Origin of the sequence: Shewanella psychrophila (assembly GCF_002005305.1) — a bacterium.
GTDB classification, from domain to species: domain Bacteria; phylum Pseudomonadota; class Gammaproteobacteria; order Enterobacterales; family Shewanellaceae; genus Shewanella; species Shewanella psychrophila.
On the sequence record NZ_CP014782.1, the window covers coordinates 6226062 to 6252963 of the forward strand.

A 26902-nucleotide genomic window follows, 5' to 3' on the forward strand; every position below is an offset into this window, starting at 1 on the left:
TAAAAAGGGAAGCAAGATGAAAAAAGGATTAGCCATCATTGGACTGAGTGCGCTGGTACTAACAGGCTGCTCAACTCAAACTAGTAATGAAGCTGGAACTGGAATAGAAAGTATAACTAAAGCAGAAAACTCCTCTGCTCATGTAACTTGTGAGCATAAAGTCAGTATGCCCGGAAGCTGGACAGAGTCAGAGGTTTCACCAGATGCCGAGAAAGCATTAAACTCAGTATTGATGCAGATGAACACCACAGCTAAGCTTAAACAAGTATTGAGGGTGCAGACCCAAGTCGTTGCGGGGGTGAACTATGCTATCGAGTTTGAATTTGATAATGGTGAAATCTGGCACACTCAGGTATTTCGTAGTCTGGAAGGCTACTATTCTATGACGAAGCCTGCAGTTCAGGGGCGCTTACCCGACATTTGCCATAAGAAATAACTGGCATTAGGTTTTATTTTAAAGCTTGAGTCGCGGCTTCAGTCTTAGCAGCCACTCTTTTTCCATTCCGAGCTAAATGCTAATCTGAGGTGTGGTCATGGGTAATAACCCAACGATCATCTATCTTCTCAACCAGTAATGTAAACACGCCATTGGGCTTATCTTTGGCTCGAGTTAATTCCCAGCGCCCCACCACGATTGCCGCATAGTTGCTAAGCATCTTGGTGTCCTTGATAGTGAACTTCAAGTGGCCTAAAGTCGCCTTATCAGGATAGTTCTTCTTATAAGCCGCTAATGTTTCAACCCAGCCATAACGAAACTTCTTGCCGGAAACAAAACGCATCTTCTCGTTATTCCAATAACCTTGCATGTAGCCATCGAGATCCCCCCGGTTCCACGCAGCTTCCTGCTCAGATAATATATGCGCAATATCATCGCTTGGCACGGCTGAGGCGCTAAATGCCAGTAGCATTAATAGAACCGTAAGTCCTTTTTTAAACATGGTTTTCTCCATAAATACGAGATAGGCTATAGTATATATTAACTCAATGAGTGAAGTCATAAAGTCTATGACTAATATGTTGAGTACTTCGATAGATTAAAAGGATTATTTGCCTTTAGTTATGTTTCAGTATTTTTGTAAATTCATCTTAAAATTCTTTGGCTGGAAAATTTCTGGTTCATTGCCTACAGACCACCAATATGTAGCTATCCTTGGCCCCCACACCAGTAATTGGGACTTTATCGTCGGCCTATTAGCCCGCGGAGCCTTAGGTGCTAAGGTTAATTTTCTCGGAAAAAATCAGCTTTTTATTCCGCCATGGGGCTGGTTCTTCAAAGCTGTCGGCGGAACCCCGGTAGACAGAAGTAAATCCAATAACTTAGTCGATGGCGTGGTCCAACTCTACCAATCAAACCCTAACTTCTCACTGGCATTGGCACCGGAAGGGACTCGCAGCCCGGTAAAACGATGGAAAACGGGGTTTTATCATATTGCCAGTAAGGCTGGCGTGCCTATAGTTACCGTGGGATTAGACTTCGGCACTAAGACTGTGATGATCCCTGAGGGGGTACCGACCACAGATGATATGCAACAGGACATGGATAAAATAATCGGCTTCTACCGATCCATCAAGGGGCGTCACCCTAAAGTGATACCGGATTTCACTCGCTAATTTAAACGGGCAGAGAGCTTAATCTGATTCTCTCTGCTTGAATTGTTTGTAAATCTGCTTCTCCAGCACTTGTAGCTGCACATCTATGCTCGCATCTATAATGCCGACCTCGGTTTCCAATATACAGCCGCCATTCTTCAGACGAGCATCGGCAACCACCTCCACATAGCCCACCTCAGGAAATGCCGATAAGACTTCACTCACCCTCTCTTTGACTTGAACAACCTGCTCAGGATTGACATGCAATATCACCTGTTTCTGATTACTCACCAATTGCAATGCCTCTCTCACAACAGTGAGTGTCACCTCCACATCATCGAAGCCTTGCAGAATTGTCCCTACACAAGACAACACAGCCTGGGTAAGAGTCTTCTCCGATGAAATATAAAATCGATTACACTGAGCAACAGTATCGACTATCACCTCTGCGCACTCTTGCTTAGCCTGCTGCTGGCCATCTTCATAGCCACGTAATTTCTCTTGCTCATATACGGACTCGGCATCTTTAATTATCTGTGCAGCCTTAGCTTGCGCAGCTTGGATAAGATGCTCCGACTCCAGAAAATGCATATAGTCTGCTGACTTAAGAATTTTCTGACCCGGTACTAAATTAAGGTTATCGGTATCTACTTTAACAAATGACAGCATAGTGGAATAACTCGCTTAGATATTTTCTTAATTAGTTGATATGCCAGCACCCTATCTGCAATTTTTACATCACCAGCCGACGTAAAAAATGGATTCAGTTCATAGGGAAGCTTAAGCTTCAACCCTTTAATCAAATCAAGCTGACTTGAATCCAATAAAGAGGTGACGAAGGTGATACCACTGGCTTCGAAGTAGTTGACAGGTATAGACTCAGGTAAGGCCTTATCCCACTCATCTGGCCAATTTGATAGAAGAAACTGAGTCTGGTTCATACAAAACTGATAACCAGATGTACTCATACTCTCCAGCAGCTGCTGCCGGGGTAACTTCAAAACAACTTGTTTGCACGCTTGGCGGTGAAGGCTGATCCCAATATAATGCAGTAGTAGTCTCAACTCCTCAGTGGGCAACAAGGCGATGAAGCGCACGGGATGAGAGAACTCGGCAACAAGTAGAGGCTTTAACCCGGCGGCTCCCAAGAACCATTGATTTAACCTTGAATTATTCCGCCAGTCCGGTAATCGCGATATATGTCCAGCGTGTGGAATATGCTCAAGCCAGCTCTCATCGATATAACTTAAGGGCCGAAACTGGTATCTGTGCAGACACGCTTCATAATCCAGATTGGCCGGCCCATCCCCTTGCATCACAAGCACTAGCGGCCGCTCTCCTTTTGACTCCAGAAATATGTCGCCAGGTTGGTCCCAATTAACATCAAAAAGAAGAAAACGATAAAACCCATGAAGCGGTTTTCTGACGATGCAGTCATCTTGATTGAGAGGATATTAACCATTTTTTGTTGACTGGATACCAAGCGACTCTGGAGCGCGGGGACTAAGACAACACTGATACGATCATAATTTAGCCCCTCGATACTATTGTTCACTAACAACTTAATTTGAGGCACCAAAGACTCAATCTCTATATCCGGGGCATGCTTAATGAATACCGAAGCCGAAGAGTTCACTTCCCTGCTTCGTCCCCGCCTTCTCTCTTCTTCGGGATTAACGATATGAACCCTAGCCGTGATCACGCCATCGATTTGAGATAGAGTCGAAGAGATCTCCTGAGACTTAGCAAACATTAGACGAGCTCGCTCCTCCAAAGGAGAAGAGATCAGCCCCTCATCAGGAAATATATCCTCCAGACTGACAAATTGGTCTTTGGGATAGCCCTGGCTCTTCAAGGTCGCGAGTGCTAATGATAGTTGCGACTCCTCAACCATTAACTTCACCTTACCATCGCTATCGGGTAACTTCTGCGTACTTATTCCAGCGATTAATAAGATGGCTAACATCTCATTACCCTCTTTCTGGGATAAGCCATTATAGAGCTCGGTTTGACAAGCCGTTAGCATGATCATGCAGCTAAGCAGCACAATTTTGAACATTCTGTTTATCATCTTTACTGCGCTTTCATCAAGGTTTCGATATTTTGACTCGTCTTACCCGCCGTCTTGGCGATTAACTCTTCTTGCATGGTGATCCGGGTCAAGGCCCACTGAATTTCCATCAAGGCCGCAGGATCGTCGATCCCTGAGCTCATGGCTGTTTGTAAACTTTCCGTGGCTCCGGATAACTGCTTCTTCATATCGACGATCTGATCTAACACAGATTCGCCCAAGCCATTATCGACATTTGATTGCATCGCCTGCTCAAACTCGGCAACTGCGCCATGTTCGGCAATTTGTGAATCTTGTAACTGCTCGATGCTGGTATTTAACACCTGAGTAAAATTAGCGTCAATCATAAATAGCCTCCTAAAATATGTCTGGGCGTACCGTGTTAGTCATCATATTGCGTAACATGCTATTAAACTGAATCAGATGGCCTAATTCCCCCCGAATAAGATCGACCAGAGCCGCATTTTCTGGATCGCCTTTTAACTGAGCCCAAGCTTCCCAAAGCGCCGTCTCACGTCGGGCGCTGAGACGAAACTCAGACTTCAACTCGGCCTTCAGTTCTTCACTGGAAGTCGGAGGCGATGCCTGTAACCGACTAATAAAGTCGACACTAACCAACTCCTGTAGACGCTCACTCAACCCTGTCTGACTGCCGGATTTAGCTCGATTTAACGCAGACCAGAGCGCCTTATCGGCCATGGCTTTATCATCACCGAATGCCTGGTGTAACGCCCCTGAAATCTGCGTTCCAGATGGATTATCCAGTGCGGAAATTTCCTTATAAAAGGCATCAATTTCAGGATTAGCGCCGCCTTTCACATCGGCCGCCTTGGCTGTTTTTTTTACCTGCACCTTGGCAGGCTCAGACAAGGCTTGCTCCAGCCTAAATTGATCATCTCTGTTTACGGCTCGAGTACTAACATCCGCAGTATGCTGTACTTGACTCAGATCCGTATTAAGTTCAATCACTAAGGTGCCTGATAGCTAGTTGCAAATGCCTGGAGACTCTGGGAGCTAGACTGAGCCGCCTTTGCCAACCAAAAATCCAGCTTAGTTGCTAAACCCAACTCATCGGCACACAGAACGGTAAAACAGATCAGGTCCTGATGCTCTAAAGCCAAAGGCTCGAGCAGATCGAGTGCAGCCTGATATTGACCACGATTCATCAAGCTCAATGAACGTATGCTAGCAACGATCTCAGTAAACTGACTATCCGAAGACAGAGATGCGGCTATACTTTCCGCCTGTGAGTATTGATGCTGACCGATTGCTATCATGGCTAACTCAGCCAGTAGTTTCTTAGTTTCAATCTTCATAGGAAACCTTCTACACTTTTTGCATAATGCTCATCATCACATCTTTAATCGACTTAACGACTGTCGAGCGTATGTTGTACATCACAGACCAACTGTTGATCGCATGTTGTAACTCGGCCAGTTTAGCCGGGTCATCGGCTCCCTCACCCGAAACACCGCCAATTTTAGCCTTAACATTTGCATTCGCCGAGGCTAAGGCCACATCTATGCTGCTCACTACCGTGTTCAGATCCAGTTCAGCTGGACCTCCTGTGCCTGTCGGTCCTGTTCCGCCTACACCAGCCATAAAATTCCCCTTTATTTAGATTGGATTTGGTCTAACACTTGGTTAGCGGCATCTAGCGCCGCTAAATCTTTAGTTAGTTGTGTATATTCTTCGGGTCGACAACCAGCGTTCATCTGACGCTTAGTCCAGTTAGATGAATCCTGAAGATCTTGTCGAATACCCTGTATCTCTTTATCCGCATCATTGGCGCGCAAGCGCGCTTCCAATGTCGTCATACTGACTGGCGACGCTGTCATTTATGCCTCCAAAATTAATGGTAATTTGTTGATCTCCTTTGGCGATATCGATGCCAAATTCAGAGATCCTCATAATAAGATAGCCCGCTGGTGTACGTGTGCCTTGGGTATAGCGATTGTTATCGGCTAGTACCACATATGGCACAATCCCAAAATTTGCAGCCCGTACGATAAAATCGATATTTGCCCCTTTGCTTACCTTAGGGATCGACTTGAGTACCAGATAAGGCTTATCGCCAAATTTCTCTCTAAAATCTCTGGCCACCTGATAGAAGGCGGTACTTTCCACTTCGTTAAGCTCACCTCTAGCCTCAATTCTATCTGCGGCTTTAACCAGCTGTAACTTGGCTAACAGGTTGACGCCTTTCAGCATCTCTTTAAGCTCATCCAGGTAAGCACCGGCTCTTTGTAGTTCAACTTTCCATGCCAGCAAACCCGGTATATCACTCTCGATTATCTTCTCTACCTGGCTCCACCGGCTGGCATCATCTATATAGCCGGTCAACAGAATCGTACCTGCCGAATCGCCATTTTTGACCTGTACCTGCTGATAACCTAGATTCCCCAGAATGAACTTCACCCCACGACGTATGGTGTCCATCGCCCTCAGGTTACTCTTATAATTAACCCCCAAAGATTCGATCTCATTAAGAAGCTGAATTCTTTGAATATTAGTTTCAACATAGCCTTCTAGCTCCACTTGATTGGCTAAGCCATTCCATTCGACTCGCACATCATCGAGTTGCAAGTTTTCCAATGCATTACGAACCAAGACAATAGGTTCGGCCTCTGTTACGAGTGCATTCTTATCAGTATTTGAGTCCTGCATTTTGATCACTAAAAACGTACAGGGGATCAGGCTCAGTAACAGGCCTACCAATAAGGACTTCCGCCATGAATTTACCGATTGATTAACCACCTTATGCTTAATCTCACCGGCTTGAGGAATCGAGGCTTGCCCCAATTCATCTTCCTGCCAACCAACTATAAAACATAGGGCGCCGAGCCTGACCGAATCTCCCCGGGCTAAGACCAAACTTGAATGAGCTTGTTTCTGCTCATCATTAATGAAGATCTGACAGTCCTGAGGAAGCTCGACTAAGGTGATCACCTCCCCAACGGATAGAGTCACATGTTTGGCATCAATATCTCTGTCCGATAACACGATATCGGCGTTCAACTCATCACTACCTATAATGAATTCACCGGCACTGAGAGGTAATTCAACCTGAGCGTGGCTTCCCGATAGCAGTTTAATTTTCCATTGGGTCATTTGGTTCACCTATTCAGTCGGAAAAAAACAGCTAAGATCTGATTCATCACACTCACCGGGCACTATTCTCGCTCCCATCTCACCCGTGGGCAGTCTGCAGTCCTGACGGCGGGAACTTATTTCATCACCGAGCAGTCCCTGCTGCTGTTGAACTGCCTCCTCTGTTGTTTGACAGCGATAAAAGCTCAAAGCAGACCGGAAACTTTGGTTCAGATTTGAAATGTCTTCGATCCCAACCATCTGGCCGCGCAAATCTTGGTTATTACCCACCACGATATTATTACCTAGGCCTTGGGTAATGATTCTGGGCTCTACGATGAATAAGCGTACCGTTCGTCTCTTAGTGTTCGCTTGCGAACGAAACAGTTGACCCACCCAAGGTATATCGCCCAACCAGGGAACTTTACGTAATCTCTGGGTGATCTCATCACGATATACCCCACCAATGAGTAAGCTCTGCCCTTGCTTTACCGTAGCTAAGGTACTCATCTCTGTTTTACGAGTTGAGGGCACCCCATTGATTGCACCATCGGGAATTTGAGAACCGTCTTCAATCTGCAGACTCAAGTTAATATCTGGTCTGGCTGTATTCCTGTCGCCCACTATTCTGGGGATCACCTTGAATACCATTCCAGATGTTACCTTCTCAAGAGACTGCGACTTCTCACCGATCAATTGAATGTAGAAGGTCTCGCTTGTACTCAATACCGCTTGTACATTTTCTTGTGTCAGCAGAGTCGGTCGGGACACTATCTGGCCGCTACCTTCTTGCTGTAGCAGGTTAACTTGAGCGAGCAGGTAGTTAAGATTGGTTTTATCCAATACTGAGCTAAAATCCAGGCCATTGCCCAGGGTAATATCACCTGTAGTATCGCCTGTGGTATTGATATCGATAATTTGGTTATCACCAGCCTCGATACCTACGGTCCAATCGACCCCTAGTTGTTCGAGTTCGTTGACACTGATATCTATGATCGACAAACCTATTTCAATTTGACGTTGAGGCTTATCCAACTGTTGGATCAACCGACGATAAAGCGGCAATCTGGAGCGGGAGTCACGAACGATAATCGAATTAAGCCCAGGCTCGGCCTGCACTTTAGCCCCGTTACGAAAACGACTCTTCCCCTGAGTTTCCGCGTCTGAATCGGCTTCTCCCTCAGATTGACTCACTATATTGGCATCGACGCCCGATAGGATATTTTCTAATATGGTGGCAACACCGGGCACTATGATCTCTTGTTCGCGATAACTGATACTCCTATCGGTAGCAGAGGCATATTTAAGCGGGATGATCTCGATATAGAAATCATCATTCTTAGCCACTTGCTGACTCTCGTGGAGCTCTAATACTTCGGCAACTTGGGTCACCAGCTGCACATATCTGGGGGGACCTGCAAGGTAAACACTGCCTTTTCCGGTTATCGCTCTCCAGCCAAACCTTTCTTCCCAAATCCCGGTAGACTCTAAGGTCTCCTGTAGATCCTCAACCGGTACTTGATTCAACTGAATCAACTTAGACTGAGTTTCCACCGCCTTATAAACATATAAAACAGCACCATCGTAATACCAGGTCAGGTTGTATAGACTGGCTAAATAATTCAAGAATGCTTCGGGATCATCCGGTGAAAATCGACCACTTATCTGCTCAGAGACTTGTCCGCTTACCGCAGCTGAGACGCCATAATTAGTCGCAAAGTTAGTGATGACATCCCGTAATGAATCATTATTAGCGTAATATTTAAAATCACGATCCACCCAGTCCAATGGCTGTGCCAAAGCCGCCATGGACAGCAAGCTTAAGCTTATGCCCCACAAGGCTCTTGAGTAACTGCCTGGGTTAATCCATTTCATTAAGGTAACCACACACGGTTTTGATCCGAACTTGATAAAGTATGCTGCTGCATTAGCTCTTGATATCTCTCGGCAATATCCACCTGATGATTCACCATAGTGATAAAAGTACTAGGTAAGACTTCAGCCTCGACGCGCTGGATCAGGGTCAAACGGTTCATTTCATTTATTGCCAACACAGATGTATGGGCTCTCACATTCACCAGCGCCTGCTGCATGATCTTTTCCAGTGCACTTTCCTGTTGATAATTCAAACCTTGGGACAGATCACAATTAAGATCGCTCTCAATAATCAGCCAACCATGACTTAGATAAAATTCCACTGCAACATCATCGAAGCTGAGGTTATATCGCCCATCAGAATTAGCAACGAAGCTTGCTTGATTCAAGTCTTCACTCAAGGAAGCCAGTAGAGCGCTTAATGTTTCTTCTAGCTTCATTGGCTTACTTGCTTCCATAGGGGACTTATCAGATAACTCTTGGCTCTTTCCACTTCGAAAAGGGTATTGGATGGCATCGAATTGGCGTTTATCAACCAATGACCTAAGCTGGTGTGATCAGTTTCATGACCTAAAGCCAGATCATTTATCATATTCAACACACCAGTTAACTCTGGTAAATCCGAGGAGATACTGGCTAAACAAGAGGAGAACGATTGCGAACTAACTCCATGTAAAATCAGCTCATTAAGATTAAAAAGCAAAGTATCCACAACCTGCTTTCTATAGACTTTCAGTGCTTGGACGGAAGGCTCGAGTCGTGACAATTTCAACTCACACTGCTCTAGCCCGTTACAGGCTTCGCTTACATGAGCTTCTAAATAGGCTTTATTAACATCATTAACCACTAAGCCACGCCAAAACTTCACTTTAGTCTCTAATTGAGATTTTAAGATCACTAAGGCCTGATACTCACCAAGCAAGCCTTCATCATGATTATCATTTTTCTTCAATAACCAAGACTCGAAAGATTGATGTACCAGCTTGGCTAGCATCTCGATATGCCCCAGATTAAACTTGGGCGTCAAACCTGCGTTAACCTCGGATAAGAGCTCGTGCATCTGATATTTTTGGCTGTGTCTAAAAATATCGGCACTGATTTTCAGGAATATTTTTAAATCACTCTTAGTAAGAGAGATACCAAAGACGACACAGGCGTTTATGTAGTCACTAGCCAAGATACAATCGAGAATACGCCTCTCTATGACGCGTTTTAGCAAGAGTAGCTGCTGCTCACTCACCACCCCAATCTCGACCAGATTTTTGTGGCTTACATTGACAACTGATGAGGCCAAAGACAAATTAGTCCTAGAGCCGGATGTATCACCCGTCACTAAGCTAATTTTTCGTCCTTTAAATTTTGACTTATTCATCGATTCCCATGTCATTACACTTCCTCAGATAGTATTCATGACCAATTTTATAGTCGTTATCATTTTCAGGCTTACACAAAACGTCTGAAAATTTTAGTCTGAAGACAAACTCAGCTGTGTACGCACCTTACTCGGGGTGATCCCGAAGCGACGGCGATAACTCTGCGTAAAATAAGACTGACTGGAAAACCCAGCTTCGATAGCAATATCGACAATGCGCGTTTCACTGCTCAACAACAGGTTATAGGCATATAACAAGCGTCGTTCGGTGATCCAGGCTCGAGGGGAAACCCCAAAGACTTCATGGAATAACTCTTTAAACGTAGTCAAGCTTGCACCAAACTCTCTGGCATACTCACTCAACTTCCACTCTTTCAAGTAATGTTTTTCCATAAATGCATGCAGACGATCCGCAGAACGAGTCGTTTGCTGCCGTAGCAAACGACACAAGTCACCGCCTGAACTGGAATGAACGATCAGTAACAGCAACTCCTCGAGTTTTAGCTCATACAAGATGCCTGGCAACTTAAATTCGATCACAGAAAACAGACCATCCAGAGTCTGCTTTACTAACTCATTTATCGATAACTTAGCGACAACTCTCGATTGTTGGCCAACGGCAACAAAAGATGCGAGCGTTTCAGCATGACGCTGAACGAATGATTTAAGAAAATCTGTATTAAAAAAAACAGAAATAGTCTCAACCTTTTCCGCGCTAGTCTCACAAAAATATTCAAAAAGATATTCACCTCTGCGTATGAAACTCGCTTCACCAGCTTGAACGGTCAAGGTTTCATCTGCGGATTGAATAGTGATAGATCCCACTTGGACATACAGTAAAACATCGTCTTGAACCGTCTTAACTTCTGAACCACCAGAAGCAATACAATCACATACAAGACTCGTATTTATTTGTAAATCACATTGAGAAACAAGTTCGATTGGATTCCCCATAACCCCTTCTTACAGCTTCTGTATTTTATTTCGCCATGCATAACATGGTCGAAGAATAAGTTTACTCAATCAATGTCGAGTGTATTTTTAGGCATTTAGTCTTGTTGTTTTTATAGTTATCGCAGGTTGATATTTAACCAACCCAAATACGAAGCGAAGCATTCTAGTCTTATATTTAATAAAAAAAAAGACAATATTTCACATACCAAGCTCAATCCAAATTAAGATTTAACTTAATCCTTTTAAAAATAAAGCATTAGACACAAGTAAAAAAACACCCAACATAAAACTTTACCACCTAACCACCAAGAGCAACAAACATGACTAAACACATCCACAATAATTAACACCCACATAAGAAAGAGCTAATAACAAATAAATTTCACCTTATTAAATAAAAATAAAGCTCACTTATTAACCAGTGGGTCAATTTAAGTTTTAGATACTTGTTAAAAAGTAAGCAAATTGGAACAACAGCATAAATCACTCAATAGGCTTAAAGCCCCAAACCTTGATTGGCACCACTTAAAGAACAAACAATCATCAACAAATGTTAAAAACCACATAAATCTATAAAAAGCGGCTAGTTATAGTAAATCTAAAGCCAAAGATTACCGCCAAAACAAAAACAATAGAGTAAAAAATCAAGGTGAAACATATATAGAGAGAATTAATAGTCAAGATAAATGAATAGAAAATCGATAATAAAAAGCAAGGTGAAAAATATATACAAACACGGCAAGCACAAATTGATACATTTATATAGGAAGGGAAGTTTGGTGAGAGCCAAAAACCAAAGCCAAGACTAATTGAGGTTATTATTTGAGACAAATTAATATGTACGAAGGTACTAGATAATACGATTTCTAGCTGCTTCAGAGTGTTTATGGCTTAAAAAAAAAGATTTCAAACGAAAATAACAGCCAGATAAAGTATTAAAGAAATCATGAGGAAAGTTAATTAAGAGGGGAAGTATCGATAATAAACCTCAATAGTTCAAAGGTTATTCAATGGGATGATTTCAAGATTAAATCTAATTCGCTAACACCTAAGTGATACAGATACTCTGAACTGCCAATCCCCTTCAGTCTGCCATTAACCTCTAACTTAGCCTCAATCAACATAGGCCCCTGACCGGATTGAATCGGTGCAACGGCAAAAAAATAACGAACTGGCAGATGACTATTCTGGTAAACCTGTTTGGCGACAACCAATTGTTGACCTTCATATTCCATATATAAGGTGACGGTCAACTTAGAAGCATGAGCCGGGACATAGTTTGCGGCAGAAACCCAACCTGTCACATTGGCCCCTTGTTCCGAGTTCGTTTCAACTCGATTAGTCGTAGCGATAGGCTGTAGCACTCGAGTTACACTGACATCGACACAGGCACTTAGCAAACTAGCCCCCATTAACACCATAGATAATTGTTTAAACTTCACTATTCCCCTCATCTCTTCTCGCAAGCTTTTATGCCAATTACTGTCCAAAAGAATAGCACGAAGCATTCAAGCCGATAGCTGGTGAGAGATATGGCGACCACCAGCTAAAAAATCACAGCGAATTACAACAATTATTCGACCTACATATTGATAAAATGGCGCAATTATTGTTCAGCACTCCCCTTGCTTTAACAGGACTTAACTATGGATGTATCGCTAAAAATTAATTCCATTTTACAAAATTTTGGTGACAGCATAGGTCTTACAGATCTGGCTTTAAAAGATAATTCAGTCAGCCTTTCATTCGATGACAAGCTTGTTGTTCGCATCATCTATCAAGCTGAAAATGAGTTACTGATCTTCGAAGCCCAAATCACCGAATGCGCCAACCTGGATGATGCCATTTTACGCTCTTTGCTTGCATTCAATTATCACTGGAGTGAGCACAGGCTCGTATTCGGACTCAATTTGGAAGAGCAGCAGCTTTGCCTCTACCAACATATCGATGTCGAGACTCTCGACCTCGCTCAATTTGAAACGATATTGGCCGAACAAGTAGCACAAGCAGAGAGGTGGGCAGAACTCTTGAATATCGAAGATTTAGAGCCTGAAGCTGAACTCGAACGCCATCATTTGACTAATATCAGTGGGATCAAGGTATAGATATTATGGCTAATAATATCGGTGACAAACAAGGTGTGATCTACCAGACACCACAGACTCAAACTGAAGCAGCTAAGGCCCCTTCTGTATTGTTTAAGGATAAGAATGTCGGCTTAGTCTCTCAAGCTAGCCCCTTAGTCTCGAAACAACTATCAGCTCAAAGGCTACGCCACTTGCTTATCGACAGATTCCCCCAAGTACCTCAACAGAAAATTGATGAGTTATTCACAAATACGACCGATGAAATATCAACAAAATCGTTGAAAGATAGGCAGATAAAACAAGTCTAATAGCGATTGATATAGAAATTGAAAATGAGTGAGATATTTAGAAGTGAATAAAAAAGTGGTGAATCAATTCACCACTTTTTAGTATTAGCGAAATGCTTAGGCTGGAGTTGATGCCGCTTTCCAAGCCTGATTATAACTATCACCGATAGCACGCAAGATATCACGTACCTCTTTTAAGAAGTTATCATCGTAGCCGATACGGTCATCCGCCTTCTGCTTCTCTGCCTGACTTAAGGTACCTTCCGCCTCTTCCTCTTTTTGGGAGGCCTGAGCTTCAGTTTGATAAACACTACCGATATTATTCGATACTTGTCCAACACCTTGTAAAACAGCATTACGGGCTTGGCCACGAGAATCTCGAGCCTTGAGCAAGGTATCTATTTCAAAGTTTTGTTGACCCAGCTTCTTTATCTCAGACTTGGTTCCACGCAAAGCCCCGGCCACATTCTTGCCGTCATCTTGCAAGCCTTTCAGGGTATCTTTAAAATTCTGCTGTTGTGCAAGTTGATTGTTAACCTTACCGCTCTCCCCTAGCTGATTAATGCTCTTCTTGGCCGATAATGCACCCATAACGGCGCTGGTGACCGCAAGAACACCACTGACTACAGCCATGGCAATCAGAGCTCCCTTAGCACTTCTTAACTCACTCGCTTGAGCCTTTATCGAAGCAACTGATGCCGTTGTGGCTATATCCCGCTGAGCAATATTTAGCTCCCGATTATCCTTAGCCAGTTGAAACAATAAGATCATCAGCTCGAAAATATCCGATAATGCCCCCTTGCTGCTTGGCTCACTCTTGCCACCAACACCCACAGAGCTCAGAAACTCACCTAACGCCTTCTGTACCAGCTCGACCGCACTACCTATATTGGCCTTAAACTCTTTAGAATTAACCGACTCCAACAGCTGTGTTAGCTTGGCAGTCTGAAGCGGATCTAAAGCTGATAGGGGCGCTTCGAGTACGACTCGGTTACCTTGCTTAATACTGAGTAACTCAGAGCCTTCTGCCGCTGCTTGGGTCGTCTTATTGGAATTAACCTGATTGATCGAAGTGACATCACCCACAGAAGTCAGGGTTGTCGCACCATTTTGTATTACTAAACTCATAACTTACTCCTATACCGCCGCAGGACGGCTTAAGATCTCTTTCATAGAGTCACCATTAGCATTAATCATCTGCATGATCATCTGCATGACTTCCTGAAACTCCTGACTCATACGACTGATCTCCTCTTTGAGACGATCTATAACCGCTCGCATGGCCAATACCTCGGCCCTACTATCTTCAGTCTCGGCCTGTTTACCTACGGCATTAGCCTGAAAAGCAGTATTAACCGTACTCGCCGTACCTTGAGCAACGTTGGCACCGGTTTCGGTAATCGTAGATATGGTTCTGACCTTAGTGGCAGCGGTACCAAATTTATTAATTGCGGTGCCTAACTTGGCAAGGTCATCTAACTTATCGGCGACCTTTGTCAGTCCGGATGCTATTTTGGTACTCACTTTTCCGGCAAGCTGAGCGGCTTTACCTACGGCTGCGCCGCCAAACGAAGCCACGGTACTCACCACAGCCGAAATAATTTCTAGTGCCATCATCACTTTCTGAAATGCTTCGACATTAATGCCGGCATCTTTAAGCGCACTCTGTACTGCAGGTTCTTGTAATACCTGTGAGACGATACCAAATACGCCTCCGGCAATCATGGCTGCACCTGCTACAGCGCCTACACCCGTTGCTATCATTACTGCGCCAATAATAATCGACAAAGCAGCACTAATATAACCAAAAATCTTGCCAAAAAGACCTGATTTTTTAGCCTCTTGAGCCGCTTCTTCAGATTCTTTTATCTTGGTTTGGTTATCTTTCATCTGAGCTTCGTTCTCAGATCTAACACGTTTTATCTCTTCGGATTTTAACTTATTCTGCGCCCTTTCAAGCTCAGTGGTCGTCTTGGCTAACTCAATTTCAAAGTCTTCCACCGAAGATGCAGACAGAGCAATAAACGCACTGCCGATACCGTATTCGGCACCTTTAGCTAGCTCTTTAGGTAGACCCGCACCATTTTGAAATGAAGAGGTTAAAAACTTAGCAAACATATCACCGGTTTTATCCAATAAATCCTTAACGGCCTGCTGATTGCTATTCATCAACGAGCTGAGTTCATTGAAGGTTTTATCGGCGCTAGTAAGGGAACTGGTATTCATAAGCGGGTTAGGTTTATCCAGCATGACCCCCTGCTTATTGATGCCAACAGAAACTTGTTGCTCGGTATTTCTACTTACCGTAACTCCTTGTTCCTGCTGTTTCCCCAACTTAGCATTGGTGATCCCTTGATCCGTATCCAAGAGCGCTGCACTCTGAGCTAACGGATTAGTTAACGTGATCTGATTCATTATGTAACTCCTTGTTTAGTTATCTCCTCCAGCATTGCACTGGCTCGCTGCGCCAGCTCGGAGTAAGCTGGCTGTTTCTTTGCTAAATGACTGGCGGTATAAAACCCACTCTCGGCCGCTTCCATATTGCCCAGAGCTAAGTGACATTCTCCGGCATGGAAAGGGGCCCTAGGTTCATTAACATCAATCAAGGTGGCAAAACTGTAGGCGTCGACGGCTAACTCATACTGCTTCATCTCTTGACGGCAGGCTCCCAGCCCCATGAAGAATCGCACCTGATAATGATCTAAAGTACATAAGAGCTGAAATATCTTATGGGACTCATCATATTTAGCCGACTCGTAATAATTAAAGGCGACGGCATACATCTGCTCTATGGCATCATCGGGAATATTACGTAACATCCCCATGGTACCGCCATCTTCCAGAAATGAGAGCAGCTCATCTTCGTAATTGCTATCTTGTGTTTGTGTTTGTGTTTGTTCAGCCATAACGGATCCTATATTTGACGCAATATGTCCTGCATCACACTGTGATATTTCTGCACGAAACGATTTATCGCCTCGACGGTGCTGTTGTAGGTAGATGATATTTGATTCAGTTCTGTGGTCTTAAGGCTGACATCATCGTTGATAAGCTTAGATTTATCTGAGATAGACGTACCTAAGTTAGGCAGTTGCTCCTTTAAATCATCGCCTGAATATTTATCCTTAGCAGTGATGCCTATCGCCGTTAAAAAATCTTTACTCGATATAGAACCTGAAGTGTTTTTCGTAATACTTTTTAGCTTTTCATAGACGTCGGATGCCTTGTAATCGGCATCATTATCGAAGCCAAAATCACTATAAGTGAGCGCATCGGTTGGTTTGTATTCCGAGCCATTAGCCAGAGCTGCGTGTAACTTACTCTGGATGGTTCCATAGATTTTTAACTCATTGGACAAGCCTTTTAGCTCTTCCTGAGCGGCGTCACGTTTAGCTTGGTTGGCAAACAATCTATCTTGGTATGTCACTAAAATAGGACTATCTAATCGCTCAGAAAATACCGATAGCAGGGCAAGATGTTTCATATCTGAAGCATTAATCTTCTGGCCAGCAGGCACTGCACCTATGGTTTTTTGAAACAGGGATTCTAGATCTTGATTCAGCCTAGTAAATAATGGACCATCTGTTTTCAACAAGACTTGAGGATCTTGACCAGTTGAAGCTAACTGATTGACGACTAAGCTCCAGAAACGTTGAAAATCACTCAATTTCTGCTCAGGGGTGAGATCTGCGCCCGTCTTGGGCTCAAAAATATCATTGTCAGCGTCTAACCAGGTGCTGGAAGCTTTCAACTTATCCTCTATCACTTTAGCAAAAGCTATCAGATCAGCTAAGTTTTGGCCTTGTGACGCCTGCATCACCTGAGAAACGATGTCAGCCGGAGTTGTAGCTATAGGACTTATTGCCATACTTTCATTCCTTAGTTAAATCATCATGCCACGCATCATGGTCGGTCTACGTTTCTTGCTATCCTTGACGCCCAGAGTGGGATTGGCTGCCAATGCAGCTCGTCGCTGACGATGCACTTCATGGAGTAATTCTTTCTCCGCCTGTTGCGTCAGCTTAGGATCCGTGGTCTGGTTATCAAAAATGGCACTGGCAGCTAGATGACTCACTCCTAAACCTGCAAGCATCTCGCTTACCAATTCAGTTCTTTGATCCGCATTATCTATCGCCTTCTGTGCCTCGGCGATTGTAGCCACTAGTAGGTTATTTTCAGGTTCTGCCATATGCTCTCCATAGTAAAATGTGAATCTTTTTAAGGCTGTAACTCAGAGGCGTAAAATTATCACTTTGTGAAAACCAACAGCCAGATCAATGGATATTCCTCAGGTTGGCTAACAGAAGGGAGTATTGTCCCGTTTCCATGTCCAGCTCAGCTCCCGTGTGTTGGTAATAGCGTGCCAACCTCTTATTACTGAGACGACTACCACGAAATACATCCACCTCGCCTTCCAGACGATACCCTTTACCAAACACTTGGATGGCAGCCTCTGCCAAGATATACAGAGGTTTAAAGGGGCTACTCAGGCCAACTTTTGAATCTTTACGGCTGAATTTGACTATGAGTACTCGCTTACGCTCCGGCTCGACACGATAAACTAATAGGGCTTGATCCAACTCGATGGCCGTTCCCAGCTCTATGTCCGTCTGTTGCCAATAATAAGGTGAAATTTGATAACCTAGATCGATAAAATACTGGCTCAAGCAGTCATGATGCTTACTCACATTCCCACCCTGCCCAATGGCTGAATGTTGATCTGTTGCGTCAGCTCCTGAAACGACAGCACGGGAAGGTCGTAGTAATCCGCTTCGATTAATTTACGTACATAACGGCGTATATCCATGGACACCACCATCACAGGCTTATTATTCATCTTGCTTAAGTCACCCACGGTCAGCTTAACTTTTGAAAGAAACTCCTGGGTGACAGACGGATCTAAGGCGAGGTAGCTTCCTGCAGAGGTCTGGCGTACACCATTACGTATGGTTTCCTCCAGTTGCTGATCGAGTAAGTATGCCGGCAACACATTCTGGCCATTGGAATACTTGTAGCAGATGTAACGCTTGAGACTAGTACGTATATACTCGGTTAACTGCACCACATCTTTCTCTTTCTGACCCCACTCCACCATAGCCTCGAGTATGGTGCGCAAATTTCTGATGGAGATATCTTCCGATACCAATCTCTGCAGGATCTCTGTCATCTTCTGTAGTGGCACCATACGTTGGGCTTCTTTGACCAACTCACCATAACTTGCCTCCATCTCTTCCAGCAGATAGCGCGCCTCCTGTATTCCGACAAAATCTTCGGCGTACTCTTTAAGCACGTGGGACAGGTGATAAGTTAAGATCCGATCTGGGGTAAGGAAGCCGATACGCGATTTATCTAAGGTGTCCAACTTGCTATCCTTGACCCAGATAGTATCGATACTTGGCAGGAAATTTTCATCCCTGTCGTAATCTATATTCAATAGCTCAAGCTGCTCCGAACCTTCGGTCACCAGCAACTTCTCTTTGACTATTCGCCCCCTGGCAACAGGCACTTCCTGCAGATGAATCACATATTCTTGATTACTTAAGTTGGCATTAAAACGTAAGTGAATACCGGGAAATGGTACCCCGAGATCCAAATACAAAGCCCTTCTCACCCTGACGAGTTCATCATTAAGCGAGATGGCCTCTAGATGAGACTGTAAACTGGCATCTATGTCGATCATCAAGGGCACAGTTAAGGCAAACTCCTCCTTGTTACCTAGCTTATTACCACTATTTTGCGTTGGGGCTTTTTTAGACTTAGCCGTTGGCGCACCAGCACCATTGGCTAAGAAAGCAGGTAAATCATCAGACTGATTAACCTGCTGCTTTTTATAGTTAAAATTAATTAAAGCGCCGCCGCCCCCCACGATCAGAGCTAGAATAAGAAAGGTCCCGGTGGGAAAGCCCGGAATAAATGCAAACAGAATAAGCAGGGCACCGCCGATCATCAGGGCTCTTGGTTGTGCGGTGACTTGCTCACCAATTTCAGATCCCATATCCGATGCATTGTCATTATCGACACGGGTGACGATCATGCCTGCCGTGATGGCAATAAGCAGCGCAGGGATCTGAGAGACCAGACCATCACCTATGGTCAATACGGAAAAGAGCTGCAATGCCTCGGCCGCCGACATGCCCTTCTGGGTGATGCCTATGGTCACCCCCCCAAGAATGTTGACGAAGATAATCACTAAACCTGCGATGGCATCTCCCTTAACAAACTTCATCGCACCGTCCATAGAGCCATACATCTGACTCTCTCTCTCGATCACTGAACGGCGCTCTCTGGCCTCATTAACATCGATAACACCCGCGCGCATGTCACCATCGATACTCATCTGCTTGCCAGGCATGGCATCGAGAGAGAAACGCGCACTCACTTCAGCGACACGCTCCGAACCCTTAGTGATCACCAAAAATTGCACTATGGTGATGATCAAGAAGATAACCAGCCCCACAATCAGGTTGCCGCCGACAACGAAATTACCGAAGGTATAGACGATCTGACCCGCATCGGCTTGTAACAGAATCAGTCGCGTGGTGGTGATGGATAACGACAACCTGAAAATAGTCGTGATCAACAGAACCACAGGAAAAGCCGAGAACTCCAGAGGCGACTTGATATAAATGGCCAACATCAGCAAGACAACGGCTATGGTGATATTGATACCAATCAAAACATCCACTAATGCTGTTGGCAGCGGGAGAATCATCATAAAGATGACCCCGAGGAGTAAAACCGCCAACATGATATCTTTGCGCTGACCGACTTTGTTCAACACATTTATTAAATTGTTCATTGTGTACCGCTTAATTGTTCTGGCTGGCTGTTTACATTCATATCGATATAGAAGCCATAGGCTTCTCTCGCCTCTATTGTTTTATCTAAGCGCCAATAAGCACGACTCAGGCAAAGAAACAGGGCGGGCTTATCTGAGTCTTTACTTTCAACGAGTAATGTCCGGCACAATTTAACTGCAGATTCATATTCTTCCGCCTCCAGACACGCGAGTGCCAAGGTATATTGGGCGGGTTTAAACTCGGGGGCACACAAGACAAGCGCTTTAAGCAAGACAACAGCCTTCTCAGGATGTTGGTACTGCATCTGTAAACACCCATGCAGGTGCAGGACTTCTATCTGGGATTGATTTAATACCGACACTTTACACTCTCAGCAATAGGTGAAAGGCAAGGGACAGATAGTCTTGATCTAGCTTAGTCTGCTTCATTAGGGCTAGCGCATCTTGCAAGTCATCAGAATTTAGCTGGCTGGCTAATAGCTCGAGTTGCTCTGTGATTTCCTTAAACCTAGCTTGATACTGTTTCGGCCTCAGCAGACTCATATCACTGATTTTAGGATTAGATAGAGATTTTAAGGTGCGCTCACCCGGTGACAGCTCATAGAGCTTATCTAAATGTGAGGGAATAGCTTCCCCGTCGGGTGGCAAGCTAAAGCGTGCTGGAAATGAATGTTCTAGCTCATCATTCGAGTGAAAACTGAGGTGCTCTATGCCTATATGGGCAGATGTAACTTTACTCATCTCGCTTCGATCTCATCATGTAAACGGCTCAACAAGCCAAATGCTTGTTCTATCATCGGCAAAGTCACATCCTTGACGGGAATACTCGCCGACAAGACCAAAGACTCTTGACCTAACATGCCGCTTCTTACCATATAGGGCCAACCTTGCCCTATATGGCACAAGCGCAGGGCCTTAACTTGCGCCTCGCTACGATGATGCCACTCGAGATCACGGATCAGAAATAACACCAGGTGCTCCTGTACCACTTCGATATTCAATAAGCCTCTCTGCTCGAAAGAGAGTTGCACGATTGCCGATGCCGAAAAGTCAGAGACCACACCGGAAATACGACAGAACTCATCGACCGCACTATTAATCCAATCCATCAAACATATCCTCTTCCTCTTCAATGGCTCGGTCTTGAGCTTGTTGTGCCGCATTAATCATATTTTGACGTTGCTCTTCATCGGCAAATATCTCAGGTGGAATTAAGCGTATAAGCTTTTTTACTTCACGGAAAAATGAAATTTTCTGTGATATTTCGACCAGACTCGCCTTATCTGCCAGTCCCCAAATTTGATCTGAGCCCACCCATCTCTGCTCTACCAGATAGATAAGATCGGTCAAAAAATCAGTTGTCTTGTAAGCCATCCTGCCTATGCCGCCGGTGCTATCTTGACTCGCTCGAAAAGCTGAGCGACCTGTTCATGCAGGCCATTGATCACTTTTAACTTTTTAATATCATTCATGATCTGCTGTAACTTACTCTTATCTATCGATGAACCTTGTACCTGAAGATCTGCGCTCAAGCCCTTGAGTAGAAAACCAATGGCTTCGGTGACTTTTTTATCGCCAAAGCGTGCCAGCACTTTTTCGAAGGCATCCCCTAGGCCCGTATAATCCAGTACCGAATCACGATAGAAATCACGTAGCCCCTGCAGATCACCAATTTCGTTATCTGAACTAGCCTCTAAAGCGGCATCATAAACATTCAAGCCAGCTTTTATCTGTGGCCCCTGCTCCTTGGCCATCTTAGCCAAGCTAGCGTTAATCAACGCCAGCAGAGCCTTAGCCTCAGGTTTACCAGTTAACTGCTTTTTTGCTTCACTCAAGGCAACAAACTGCTCGCTGGCATCTCCCGAGTAACTACCTAAATAAGCCAGCAGCTGGTGAGCAACAGTCACATTTTGTTTGCTTAGATTACTGACAAAGTCTTTTAGTTTTTGCTGTTTTTCGAGATCGGGGACCTTCTTCAGGTACTCCTCGACCAGGGCGTGGATCTCAGAAACCGTACCATAATCGTCCTGAATTTTTCGCTTACTGATATCTTTCTCAACATATTCGGAAGCTTTAAATGTCAGCTCTTCTGCGGCATCAAGCAAAGATTTAGCATCGGGCACCAACTTAACAATATCACCGCGATAATTGCCTGAATTGATTGCTGTTCCAAGGGCTCCATTAGCCGAATTCTGTGCTAATACATTGCGGGTAAGATCGGCAGCTATCGTGCCAGTATTGATGCCAGGCATAGAATAAACTCTGAGAATTATTGATGTTATAAGTGTAAAAAATGGAAGAGAAAATCGATGCCAAAATCAGTCGTAATTTTGTAGTTAAAAAGCCTAAACTTAAACAAGAAATTTATTGCGTCATCAGCCGGTGTATTTTTATGGGATAGGAATCAAAAGGTGAACCCCAAGGCCGATGGTAACAACACCAGTCGTAAATTTGTAAGTTAGCAAGCTTAAACCAAATAAAAAGAAGGAGAAATTTTCGCCTTCCTCAATCCCAGCTATAGTTCCATAGCCCATTACACAAATTGTATTGAGCCACTGACCATCCTTGGTAAATTCTGGATATCTTGCTGCTTAGCCCTATAAAGAAAGTCATACAAGTACAACTTGAATGCTAGGGAATCAATTTGTTTTTCTATTGTACAATCAGACGCAACTTTTTAAGACTTCGTCAAATTTTACAACAGATGAGAATTCGCCCAACCTCAAAATTAAATCAGGATTTTTAGTCTGAATTTAGACGTTTTTCTACAAACTTACTGCCCAAATTTGATATATGTTTTTGACCAGCCTGCTTATGATCTCAACATATGAATACCGACTCCAATTCACTCAAAGTTGATCTGAGTTACATCCCGGAAACGATTAAACAGGCTGCAGAAAAAGGCAGGCTGATTCAAATCCGTGGCAGAGTAACCCAAGTTACCGGCACCATCATTAAAGCTGTGGTGCCAGGCGTTCGCGTGGGTGAGCTTTGTGAACTTAAGAATCCAGATCAGTCCCTCTCCTTGTTAGCTGAAGTTGTTGGTTTTCAACAACATCATGCCTTGTTGACGCCATTTGGCGATATGCAAGGGATCTCATCGAATACAGAAGTGAGCCCAACTGGCAAGACACATCAAGTCTCCGTTGGCGAACACCTCTTAGGTCAGGTTCTGGACGGACTCGGGCGACCACTCTCTGGCAATCATGTCCACGAGTCGACCCAGTATTATCCTGTGTATCAAGAAGCACCGCCGCCAATGAGTCGCAAGATGATCACTAAACCTATCTCTTTAGGTATCAGGGCCATCGATGGCTTACTCACCTGTGGAGAAGGTCAGCGCTTAGGCATTTTTGCCGGTGCAGGTGGCGGAAAAAGTACCTTACTGGCCAAGATGATTCGCTCTGCCGACGTCGATGTTATAGTGCTGGCGCTTATCGGTGAGCGTGGCAGGGAAGTCAGGGAGTTCATCGAGTCCGATCTCGGTGAAGAGGGCCTTAAACGTTCAGTACTGGTGGTGGCCACATCCGATAGGCCAGCCATGGAACGGGCTAAAGCCGCGTTCGTTGCGACGTCAATTGCCGAGTATTTTCGCGATCAGGGTAAGAGCGTCTTACTCCTGATGGACTCAGTGACACGTTTCGCCAGAGCCCAGCGAGAAATAGGCTTAGCATCCGGTGAGCCCCCGACACGTCGAGGTTATCCGCCTTCGGTATTTGCCGAGCTACCTAAATTGATGGAGCGTTCGGGTCAATCAGATAAAGGCTCGATCACAGCCCTATATACTGTGCTCGTTGAGGGTGATGATATGACGGAGCCCGTTGCCGATGAGACACGCTCGATCTTAGATGGACACATCATTCTCTCCCGCAAGCTTGCGGCTGCTAACCATTATCCTGCCATAGATATACTGCGATCAACCAGCCGAGTGATGAATAATATAGTCACCGCGGAGCAGAAAGCATCGGCAGGAGCATTAAGGGAGTTAATGGCTAAGTACGAAGAAGTAGAGTTACTGCTTAAAATTGGTGAATACCAACCGGGTTCGGATCTCTTAGCCGATAAAGCCATTACTCAGCATGATGCTATCAACGCCTTCTTACGCCAAAGATCTGAAGAACCTAGCGACCTCACTAGTGCCGTCAGTCAAATGACTCAGTTGACTCAGTCATGATCTCACAGCTAATTCAAATAAAGCAGATTAAGGCCGATCGCGCCGAACACGCACTAGGAAAACAGCAGCAGATACTCGCACAGGCGAATGGCCGTTTAAACAGAGCCAACCAAGAGGCAATTGATTATCTGGTCTGGCGCAAAGGAGAGGAGGAACAGCTTTTTTCTCAGGCTAAAGAGTCCTGCCTGAAGTTAAAGGAGTTGGAGCAGTTACAGCAACATATCGCCATTTTACACGACAAAGAGGCCAGCCTGAAACAAGAGGCCGCCGAAATTGAGCTGAGTCGAGATAATGAACAAGACATATTAAGACAGCGCCAAAAAGCCGTGTTATTGGCCAATAAAGCCACAGAAAAATTTAAACTATTGAAGCAACAAGATGACATAGAGCGAGAGTACCGGGCTCAATATCAAGAAGAGATGGAACAGGAAGATCGACGCATCATGTCTAAAGGAGAACTCCCTTGTTAACCCCAAAAGAGATCGTAAAGTCTAACGATAGTCATATTGCACCAAGCACCTCTGCGCCACGAAAAACCGCGAAAGAGAGTGTGATAAACCAGTTTGAGCAAGTCATGAATGCCCCTTTAATCAAGGCTAATTCAGGTGGAAATGTCAGGGAGTCTCAACAGAATCAAACAGGTCTTATGGCCCGAAACGCTAAGGCTATGCCCTTTAGTCCAAAAGGACTCGTTAAGGCCAATCCGGAGCAAGGTTCAACGGCTAACCTTAAACATTCTCAGCCCCGGCATGGTGTCAAAAATGAAAAACTTGATGGCGAAGCAATAGAAAAAGATCCCGAATTATCATCCGGCAATAGCACTAATCACCATGAGACATCGGCTGAAGGTGATATTTCACCCGAGAATAAGCAGATCCATCTCACTGCTGAATCAGGTCAAATTCCAGCGAGCCTTGCAACTTCCGAGGTAAAGCCAATTTCGGATAAATTAGCCACCAGCGATAAACAATCTAATCTGCAAAGCCTAAGTACGCTCGATGCATCATTTTCGCCCTTACCCAATAACAAGAAGAGACCAGTATTAGTCGCCAAAGGGCTAGTGAGTCCGATATTAGCCCAAGTTATTGATCCCAAAATTTCGCTTAGAGAGTTCAATACTCCATCGAGTGATACCAAGTTCCCCCCCCTAGGTAAGCAAGGACCCGAAACACTCAAGGATATGGAAGCTATCCATATCCCAAATCAAGCTAGCAGCCAACTAAACAATGCCCCAGGAAATATTATTCTGGCCAATATCAAGACCAGCGAGCCTATAAACCAACAACTGCACACCTTGGTCAGTCAGCTAGTTGAGCGTATTCAGATCTTAGTGCCCAATATTACCAATCAAGATCGAATCCAACTGATATTAGATAAAGGGCAACTCAAGGGAACAGAAATAACCATTAGCCTGAAAAACAATCAGCTCACTGTCACCTTAATCCATAGCAGTCAAAATGCTGAATTATTGCAGCATATGCGTCCAGAGTTGCTGGATAGATTACAAAGAATAAATATTGACCAGCAGGTTAGAGTTATCACCACCAGCCATGAGCAACAAGCTCATGGGGGACAGCAGGAGCAGGGCCAACAACAGGAATCGAGTCAGAAATCTCGTATTATCCATGATTGGTTAGAGGAGCAGAATGATGCTTAATCTACCGCTTCCTAGCATAAGCGAACAAGAACTCGAGCTGAACAATCGAGTCTATAGCAAGCAATATAAATTCGATGTTGATGAAGGGCTATCTATCGAAGCCGGACTTGCTAAACGTCCCGGCCTGAATGGCTATGAGCTAGAAATCTTTATCGGCTCAAGCAAGATAAGCTGTTTAATCCAAGCCGAACAGGTCCAAGCTTGCCTTGCCGATCTACTCACAAGCACCCCTTTCGCTATCTTGCCAGAAATCCTGCAACTTGAGTTTATCACCGCCGCGCTAACACCTTATCAGGCATTCTTAACCCAAGAGTTTGGCCAGCAACTGGTGCTATCCGCACTTAAATCTGTGGAGTTAAACCCAAGCCAGACTAAAACCGGGTTTATCAATTTTATCCGTAACGGTTCTGGCCTGACTTGCTGGATAGAGAATGATCCCCAGTTTATTTTCTCGGCTCTGCCAGCGGCAGAGTCGGTAATAGGCCCGAGTATAAAACTGCCATTAGCCTTAAGGATTGGCCACACAAGCCTAAGTTTGGATCAGGCTAAGTCTTTAGAAAGCGGCGATATAATTTTTTTTGATTCAAACCACTTAACAGATAACCAAGCCGTGTTGATTATCGCCAACAAACCCATATGGCGTTGCGGCTTGATTGATAATCGAGTCACCATAACTGCACCGGAAACAGAGAAACCTATGTCTTCAGAAGCAAGCGATATTCAATCCCTACCCATCAATATCTCATTTGAAATTGGGGAACAGACAGTCACAGTAGCCGAGTTGAGTCAGTTACAAGAGAACTTTGTCTTTGAGCTGGCTAATTCAGCAGATCAAGCCGTCAAACTCAAGGCCAATGGTCAAGTGTTAGCGACGGGGGAATTAGTGAAGATCAATGAACACTTAGGTGTTCGAATCACTAAGCTAACCAATCAAGAAATCAGCTAG

35 protein-coding genes are annotated in these 26902 nt (G+C 44.5%); 8 read left to right on the plus strand and 27 right to left on the minus strand.

The genetic code is table 11. The features are described from left to right. Positions 1–16: 16 nt before the first annotated feature. Complete coding sequence (locus tag sps_RS27255) at positions 17–436, plus strand: cystatin domain-containing protein (RefSeq protein ID WP_077755376.1); 420 nt, start codon at positions 17–19, stop codon at positions 434–436. Between the two features lie 79 nt (positions 437–515). Here the strand turns inward: sps_RS27255 and sps_RS27260 are convergent, their stop codons facing one another. After that, complete coding sequence (locus sps_RS27260; RefSeq protein WP_077755377.1) at positions 516–938, minus strand: YybH family protein; 423 nt, start codon at positions 936–938, stop codon at positions 516–518. A 121-nt stretch (positions 939–1059) separates the two neighbouring features. Here sps_RS27260 and sps_RS27265 point away from each other — a divergent pair, with 121 nt between their 5' ends. Continuing rightward, a complete protein-coding gene (locus tag sps_RS27265) occupies positions 1060–1611 on the plus strand; it encodes a lysophospholipid acyltransferase family protein (protein ID WP_077755378.1) in 552 nt (183 codons plus the stop codon). Between the two features lie 18 nt (positions 1612–1629). On the opposite strand, the gene sps_RS27270 is transcribed toward sps_RS27265, so the two are convergent. From sps_RS27270 to sps_RS27335, 14 genes are all read right to left on the minus strand, one after another. Next, positions 1630–2259, minus strand: coding sequence for an HrpE/YscL family type III secretion apparatus protein (locus tag sps_RS27270; RefSeq protein ID WP_077755379.1), 630 nt, complete (start codon positions 2257–2259; stop codon positions 1630–1632). Then, entirely contained in the window at positions 2238–2906 is a 669-nt protein-coding gene (locus tag sps_RS27275; protein ID WP_237158155.1) for a SctK family type III secretion system sorting platform protein, read from the minus strand. The genes sps_RS27270 and sps_RS27275 overlap by 22 nt, the downstream gene beginning before the upstream one ends. 8 nt (positions 2907–2914) lie before the next feature. Then, a complete protein-coding gene (gene sctJ / locus sps_RS27280; RefSeq protein WP_077755381.1) occupies positions 2915–3661 on the minus strand; it encodes a type III secretion system inner membrane ring lipoprotein SctJ in 747 nt (248 codons plus the stop codon). Between the two features lie 2 nt (positions 3662–3663). After that, entirely contained in the window at positions 3664–4008 is a 345-nt protein-coding gene (gene sctI / locus sps_RS27285) for a type III secretion system inner rod subunit SctI (RefSeq protein WP_077755382.1), read from the minus strand. A 10-nt stretch (positions 4009–4018) separates the two neighbouring features. Beyond that, the gene (locus sps_RS27290) at positions 4019–4630 is read right to left on the minus strand and encodes a YopR/YscH family type III secretion effector (protein WP_077755383.1); all 612 of its coding nucleotides are present in this window, start codon (positions 4628–4630) and stop codon (positions 4019–4021) included. After that, positions 4630–4977, minus strand: a complete 348-nt coding sequence (locus sps_RS27295; RefSeq protein ID WP_077755384.1) for a YscG family type III secretion protein — start codon at positions 4975–4977, stop codon at positions 4630–4632. The genes sps_RS27290 and sps_RS27295 overlap by 1 nt, the downstream gene beginning before the upstream one ends. Before the next feature lie 10 nt (positions 4978–4987). Next, positions 4988–5263 (minus strand): type III secretion system needle filament subunit SctF, encoded by a 276-nt coding sequence (gene sctF / locus sps_RS27300; protein ID WP_077755385.1) that lies wholly within the window; start codon positions 5261–5263, stop codon positions 4988–4990. Between the two features lie 11 nt (positions 5264–5274). Beyond that, a complete protein-coding gene (locus sps_RS27305) occupies positions 5275–5499 on the minus strand; it encodes an EscE/YscE/SsaE family type III secretion system needle protein co-chaperone (RefSeq protein WP_077755386.1) in 225 nt (74 codons plus the stop codon). After that, positions 5444–6772 carry a type III secretion system inner membrane ring subunit SctD gene (gene sctD / locus sps_RS27310; protein ID WP_077755387.1) on the minus strand — a complete coding sequence of 443 codons (1329 nt, stop codon included), beginning with the start codon at positions 6770–6772 and terminating at the stop codon, positions 5444–5446. The genes sps_RS27305 and sctD overlap by 56 nt, the downstream gene beginning before the upstream one ends. A gap of 9 nt (positions 6773–6781) precedes the next feature. Next, positions 6782–8626: a type III secretion system outer membrane ring subunit SctC gene (gene sctC, locus sps_RS27315; protein ID WP_077755388.1), complete on the minus strand. Its 1845-nt coding sequence runs from the start codon at positions 8624–8626 to the stop codon at positions 6782–6784. Continuing rightward, the gene (locus sps_RS27320; protein WP_169915956.1) at positions 8626–9066 is read right to left on the minus strand and encodes a CesT family type III secretion system chaperone; all 441 of its coding nucleotides are present in this window, start codon (positions 9064–9066) and stop codon (positions 8626–8628) included. Before sps_RS27320 ends, sctC begins: the two co-directional genes overlap by 1 nt. Next, on the minus strand, positions 9063–9998 hold the full coding sequence (locus sps_RS27325; protein WP_169915958.1) for a T3SS regulon anti-activator ExsD domain-containing protein: 936 nt from the start codon (positions 9996–9998) through the stop codon (positions 9063–9065). Before sps_RS27325 ends, sps_RS27320 begins: the two co-directional genes overlap by 4 nt. Before the next feature lie 93 nt (positions 9999–10091). After that, complete coding sequence (locus tag sps_RS27330; protein ID WP_077755391.1) at positions 10092–10952, minus strand: helix-turn-helix transcriptional regulator; 861 nt, start codon at positions 10950–10952, stop codon at positions 10092–10094. 1007 nt (positions 10953–11959) lie between these two features. After that, the gene (locus tag sps_RS27335) at positions 11960–12394 is read right to left on the minus strand and encodes a YscW family type III secretion system pilotin (RefSeq protein WP_169915960.1); all 435 of its coding nucleotides are present in this window, start codon (positions 12392–12394) and stop codon (positions 11960–11962) included. Between the two features lie 204 nt (positions 12395–12598). Here sps_RS27335 and sps_RS27340 point away from each other — a divergent pair, with 204 nt between their 5' ends. Beyond that, positions 12599–13057, plus strand: a complete 459-nt coding sequence (locus tag sps_RS27340) for a type III secretion system chaperone (protein WP_077755393.1) — start codon at positions 12599–12601, stop codon at positions 13055–13057. Between the two features lie 5 nt (positions 13058–13062). Next, a complete protein-coding gene (locus sps_RS27345; protein ID WP_077755394.1) occupies positions 13063–13347 on the plus strand; it encodes a hypothetical protein in 285 nt (94 codons plus the stop codon). Between the two features lie 96 nt (positions 13348–13443). Here the strand turns inward: sps_RS27345 and sctB are convergent, their stop codons facing one another. The 12 genes from sctB to sctW form a co-directional block, all read right to left on the minus strand. Further along, the gene (gene sctB, locus sps_RS27350; protein ID WP_077755395.1) at positions 13444–14454 is read right to left on the minus strand and encodes a type III secretion system translocon subunit SctB; all 1011 of its coding nucleotides are present in this window, start codon (positions 14452–14454) and stop codon (positions 13444–13446) included. A 9-nt stretch (positions 14455–14463) separates the two neighbouring features. After that, positions 14464–15741, minus strand: coding sequence for a type III secretion system translocon subunit SseC family protein (sctE, locus tag sps_RS27355; protein WP_077755396.1), 1278 nt, complete (start codon positions 15739–15741; stop codon positions 14464–14466). Continuing rightward, the gene (locus sps_RS27360) at positions 15741–16232 is read right to left on the minus strand and encodes a SycD/LcrH family type III secretion system chaperone (protein ID WP_077755397.1); all 492 of its coding nucleotides are present in this window, start codon (positions 16230–16232) and stop codon (positions 15741–15743) included. The genes sctE and sps_RS27360 overlap by 1 nt, the downstream gene beginning before the upstream one ends. A gap of 8 nt (positions 16233–16240) precedes the next feature. Then, a complete protein-coding gene (locus sps_RS27365; protein WP_077755398.1) occupies positions 16241–17194 on the minus strand; it encodes a virulence-associated V antigen in 954 nt (317 codons plus the stop codon). 15 nt (positions 17195–17209) lie between these two features. Beyond that, entirely contained in the window at positions 17210–17515 is a 306-nt protein-coding gene (locus sps_RS27370; RefSeq protein ID WP_077755399.1) for a hypothetical protein, read from the minus strand. A gap of 85 nt (positions 17516–17600) precedes the next feature. Further along, positions 17601–18014 (minus strand): type III secretion system regulator LcrR, encoded by a 414-nt coding sequence (locus tag sps_RS27375; RefSeq protein WP_169915962.1) that lies wholly within the window; start codon positions 18012–18014, stop codon positions 17601–17603. Further along, positions 18011–20125, minus strand: coding sequence for a type III secretion system export apparatus subunit SctV (sctV, locus tag sps_RS27380; protein ID WP_077755401.1), 2115 nt, complete (start codon positions 20123–20125; stop codon positions 18011–18013). The genes sps_RS27375 and sctV overlap by 4 nt, the downstream gene beginning before the upstream one ends. Beyond that, positions 20122–20487 carry a type III secretion apparatus assembly chaperone SctY gene (gene sctY / locus sps_RS27385; RefSeq protein WP_149027373.1) on the minus strand — a complete coding sequence of 122 codons (366 nt, stop codon included), beginning with the start codon at positions 20485–20487 and terminating at the stop codon, positions 20122–20124. The genes sctV and sctY overlap by 4 nt, the downstream gene beginning before the upstream one ends. A 1-nt stretch (position 20488) precedes the next feature. Beyond that, positions 20489–20866: a type III secretion apparatus assembly protein SctX gene (gene sctX, locus sps_RS27390; RefSeq protein WP_077755403.1), complete on the minus strand. Its 378-nt coding sequence runs from the start codon at positions 20864–20866 to the stop codon at positions 20489–20491. Next, positions 20863–21234: a type III secretion chaperone SycN gene (sycN, locus tag sps_RS27395; protein WP_077755404.1), complete on the minus strand. Its 372-nt coding sequence runs from the start codon at positions 21232–21234 to the stop codon at positions 20863–20865. Before sycN ends, sctX begins: the two co-directional genes overlap by 4 nt. After that, positions 21221–21499, minus strand: a complete 279-nt coding sequence (locus tag sps_RS27400; protein ID WP_077755405.1) for a TyeA family type III secretion system gatekeeper subunit — start codon at positions 21497–21499, stop codon at positions 21221–21223. Before sps_RS27400 ends, sycN begins: the two co-directional genes overlap by 14 nt. A 5-nt stretch (positions 21500–21504) precedes the next feature. Continuing rightward, a complete protein-coding gene (gene sctW / locus sps_RS27405; RefSeq protein WP_077755406.1) occupies positions 21505–22377 on the minus strand; it encodes a type III secretion system gatekeeper subunit SctW in 873 nt (290 codons plus the stop codon). Positions 22378–22952: 575 nt separating this feature from the next. On the opposite strand from sctW, the gene sctN reads away from it, so the two are divergent. From sctN to sctQ, 4 genes are read left to right on the plus strand one after another with little or no spacing between them, the layout of a single operon-like run. Further along, positions 22953–24299, plus strand: a complete 1347-nt coding sequence (sctN, locus tag sps_RS27410) for a type III secretion system ATPase SctN (protein ID WP_077755407.1) — start codon at positions 22953–22955, stop codon at positions 24297–24299. After that, positions 24296–24769 (plus strand): type III secretion system stalk subunit SctO, encoded by a 474-nt coding sequence (gene sctO / locus sps_RS27415; RefSeq protein WP_077755408.1) that lies wholly within the window; start codon positions 24296–24298, stop codon positions 24767–24769. The genes sctN and sctO overlap by 4 nt, the downstream gene beginning before the upstream one ends. Continuing rightward, positions 24763–25956 (plus strand): type III secretion system needle length determinant, encoded by a 1194-nt coding sequence (locus tag sps_RS27420; protein ID WP_077755409.1) that lies wholly within the window; start codon positions 24763–24765, stop codon positions 25954–25956. Before sctO ends, sps_RS27420 begins: the two co-directional genes overlap by 7 nt. Continuing rightward, entirely contained in the window at positions 25946–26902 is a 957-nt protein-coding gene (gene sctQ, locus sps_RS27425) for a type III secretion system cytoplasmic ring protein SctQ (RefSeq protein ID WP_077755410.1), read from the plus strand. Before sps_RS27420 ends, sctQ begins: the two co-directional genes overlap by 11 nt.